Annotated in this window: 4 protein-coding genes and 1 pseudogene; all 5 read right to left on the minus strand. The window is 43.2% G+C overall.

Translation table 11 applies throughout. The features are described 5' to 3' along the window. Window positions 1-857 (minus strand): aspartate-semialdehyde dehydrogenase (asd, locus tag WB217_RS05595; protein ID WP_423991446.1); only part of this gene is annotated, 857 nt, incomplete at its 3' end. Window positions 858-1,043: 186 nt separating this feature from the next. Continuing rightward, a complete protein-coding gene (gene dpaB, locus WB217_RS05600) occupies window positions 1,044-1,640 on the minus strand; it encodes a dipicolinate synthase subunit B (RefSeq protein WP_423991448.1) in 597 nt (198 codons plus the stop codon). Continuing rightward, complete coding sequence (gene dpaA / locus WB217_RS05605) at window positions 1,637-2,539, minus strand: dipicolinic acid synthetase subunit A (RefSeq protein WP_423991452.1); 903 nt, start codon at window positions 2,537-2,539, stop codon at window positions 1,637-1,639. The genes dpaB and dpaA overlap by 4 nt, the downstream gene beginning before the upstream one ends. Window positions 2,540-2,954: 415 nt before the next feature. Next, window positions 2,955-3,200 carry a YlmC/YmxH family sporulation protein gene (locus tag WB217_RS05610; RefSeq protein WP_423991450.1) on the minus strand — a complete coding sequence of 82 codons (246 nt, stop codon included), beginning with the start codon at window positions 3,198-3,200 and terminating at the stop codon, window positions 2,955-2,957. A gap of 140 nt (window positions 3,201-3,340) precedes the next feature. Beyond that, window positions 3,341-3,594, minus strand: a pseudogene (locus WB217_RS05615) (insulinase family protein); the annotation flags it as partial.

The following is a 3,594-nucleotide window of genomic DNA, read 5'->3' on the forward strand; positions in this document are numbered from 1 at the left end:
GGATCATCCTGCAAGACGATTCCTGGAGCATCTACCAATAATTCTTTTACCTGGGCAGCCGTAACACCGCCTTGGCTCAGTTCAACATATACAGATTCCGAATGGCCAGTGCCAACCGGCAGACGTACACAGGTTGCAGCCACTTGGAGCTCTGGCATGTGCATGATTTTCTTTGTTTCGTTAATCATTTTCATTTCTTCATATGTGAAACCATTATCCACAAACGTATCAATCTGCGGGATGGCATTGAAGGCGATTTGATAATGCTTTTCTGCAGACTTTACGGGCAAGATTTTTGGTTCATATTGGTCACCATTGAGAATTGCCTGAGTCTGTTCTTCAAGCTCCTGTACAGCAGCTGCTCCAGCACCAGATACAGCCTGGTACGTAGAGACAATAATTTTTTCAAGGCCAAAGTTCTGGCGTAAAGGTTCTAAAGCAACAACCATCTGGATTGTCGAGCAGTTTGGATTCGCAATGATTCCATTATGGGAATGCAGGTCTGCCTCGTTCACTTCTGGCACTACAAGCGGAATATTCTCATCCATCCGGAAAGCACTAGTGTTGTCGACTACTATAGCACCACGCTTAACCGCTTCTGGGGCAAAGGCCTTTGATACACTTCCACCAGCACTGAAAAGAGCGATATCTACGCCTTCAAAGCTATCAGGCTTTGCTTCCTGGACTGTTATTTCATTTCCTTTATAAGTAACCTTTGTACCAGCTGATCTTGATGATGACAGCAATAATAGTTCTGACACAGGGAAATCACGACTCTCAAGTGTCTGGATCATTTGCTGACCGACTGCTCCTGTTGCTCCAACCACTGCTACTTTGTAACCTTTTCTCTCTGACATTGCTGTTTCCCCTTCCACTACGAATATCGTTTTTTAATCCGGCTTTTGCCGGGCTGTAGGTAATATAAGTATAAAACGGCGGTTCATACGAAATAACCGCCTTGTTTATTATCCTATATTTTATCATAATCAATCATTAAGGAAAGAAACATTTTGCTTCACTGCCGGAGAAAAGCGTTACCAGATTTAACTATCCTTGTATCGCTCAACAAGTACTGGCTGTAACTGGCTTCCACTCATTGCCGAAATGATTGTTTCTGATAGCATTCCCATCCTTGCTACCATTGAATTTGGTTTTTTAACTGGATCATCCTGACCGAACGGAATGAAGTAAATATTTTTTGTTGCCATCAGTCTCATCAGATTTACCCCGTTCAGCCCCAATGCATCATTAGTGGAAATACCAAGGACTACAGGCATGCCATTTCTCAGTGTCGCTTTAGCTGCCATCAGAACTGGTGAATCAGTCATTGCGTTCGCAAATTTACTCATTGAATTCCCTGTCAAAGGCGCTATCACCATGCAATCTAGCGGAATTTTAGGACCTAGGGGCTCCGCCTTTACAATTGAATCGATTACTTTATTTCCTGTCAGTTCTTCAATTCGGTGTACCCAATCTTCCCCCTTGCCGAAACGTGTTTCAGTATTTTGCACAGTGAAAGTAACAACCGGCAAAACTTCGGCTCCTGCATTCACCAGTTTTTCAATTTCAGGGAAGACTGCATCATACGTACAGTGAGATCCAGTTAAACCAAATCCGATTTTCTTACCTTGTAAACTCATGCTTCTTTCTCCTTTCGGTCATTAAAGTCTTCCATAAGCAGCTGAGAAAGAACGTTAGCTAAAATTTGTCCAGCAGTCTTCGGTGCTACGATTCCTGGCAAACCAGGAGCAAGCAATGCCTTGATTCCCCGCTTTTCTGCATAGCGAAAATCCGTTCCACCTGGTTTAGATGCAAGGTCAATGATTAAAGTATGAGCTGGCATCCTCGAAATCACAGAAGCATTTACGATTAGATGCGGGATCGTATTGATACAAATGTCTGTATCCCTGACAGCACTGCCTAAATCAGATAGGTGGAAAGGTTCAAGTCCCATTTCCGCAATCCTTGCGATATGTTCGCTTTTTCGCGCACCAACCTTCACTTTGGCACCAAGTGCGTGAAATGTGCGTGCAACACTCATACCGACTCGGCCAAGACCGAGGACTGCAACCTTAGATCCGTGGATTGTGAAGTCTGTATGCTGGATGGCCATCATGATCGTACCTTCCACTGTCGGAATAGAGTTATAGATCGCCACATCATCACGTTCAAATAGCTGCACGAGTTTGCGGTTGGCCTGATTCGTAATTCCAGTCAAATATGCATTGCTGATGCCTGAATAAACCGTGCAATGTGCCGGAGTATGTTCAAGCATTTCTTTTATAAGCACTACTTTTTCATTCGAGAATATGGTCTCGACCTGCCCTTCCAGACTCGTTCCTGGAACTGGCAAAACTAAAGCATCCTGAACTGAAAAATCCACTTCATCTATCTTTTCTTTTGAGGCACCTGTAAAAGCATGATCCAACTGCTCGAAGCCTATTAAAGAAAGCTTTGCATCAAGCTCTGTCAGCTTGCGAATAATCTCCAGCTGTCTCGCATCACCGCCAATAACCGCGATTTGCATCCCTGTCAGCATGAGAACAATCACCTTCTTTTCCATTAATCCTGGAATAAATATCAATCATTTAGAACTACTTCAACATCATATGTATCATCCTAGAAATAGGTGAGTTTTCCACAAAAAAGAAAAGCTTCCCTAGCTGAAGTTGCACAGCGTGAGAAATAGTTTTTTTCGTGCTCGGTTGATGATTTTCATTATTCACTTATGAAGTCCACTAAACAAAGGAATTTCCCCAGTAGGTCCGAATAGTTTCGTGATTTCTACTCCAATCAACATGGCTATTAAAATCATATTGATTTTTGGCACCTGTTGATTGGAGCGAAGCGAGGAGGATACTCACTGGTCGCCCCGCGGAAAGTGAGTACCCTCAGCCGAAATCAACAGTCTAATTTACCCAAGAAAAAAAATAAGCCAGCATGGCAGCTGGCTTTCATTCTTCTTCATCTGGTATATCAATAATAATCATGTCGGCCCCAATCTTTTTTATATGCCTCCATGGCACCCTTACTTCACCGCCGTGCTTACGCAATCCGAACCACTTTAGCGATGGAATAATCAAGGCCTCAATCTGACCAGTTCTTTCATTGATTTCCAAATCTGTCTGCCCGAGGATTCCTAATCTTTCAGCCCTTTTCACATCGACAATTTCCTTTCCGCCAAGTTCACTTAATTTCATCGTGCCCTCCCGAATCTTTGTCCTTACTATATATGTATCGATGAACGCGCTGATTTAGAATACCCAACTATATAAAAAGGCACTGCGGTTCATAGCCATCATAAAAAAACAGCAGCTTCCTCAGGAAGCTGCTGTACGAGTTATAACTTTGGCAATTCGCCATCCGGGCTGATCAAGGCAACGGAATAGTTGTCTGTAAAGATGCTGTTAGCCATACTATCAACACTATTCTTAGTTACCTGGTCAATTTGTTCAACTATTTCATCTAGGGATCGGTGCCTACCAAGCAAGAGTTCATTCTTACCGTTTCTGCTCATCCGGCTGTTTGTGCTTTCCAGGCTGAGCATTAGGCTGCCTTTAAGCTGTTCCTTGCTGTTGTTAAGCTCTTTTTCTG

The sequence above is a fragment of the Mesobacillus sp. genome, assembly GCF_049588175.1.
Taxonomy (GTDB): domain Bacteria; phylum Bacillota; class Bacilli; order Bacillales; family Cytobacillaceae; genus Mesobacillus.

Excerpts from the sequence above, each read along its gene's own strand:
- WB217_RS05610 (WP_423991450.1), bottom strand. The coding sequence starts at position 3,200 with ATGAAATTAAGTGAACTTGGCGGAAAGGAAATTGTCGATGTGAAAAGG.
- dpaB (WP_423991448.1), bottom strand. The coding sequence starts at position 1,640 with ATGAGTTTACAAGGTAAGAAAATCGGATTTGGTTTAACTGGATCTCAC.
- dpaA (WP_423991452.1), bottom strand. The coding sequence starts at position 2,539 with ATGCTGACAGGGATGCAAATCGCGGTTATTGGCGGTGATGCGAGACAG.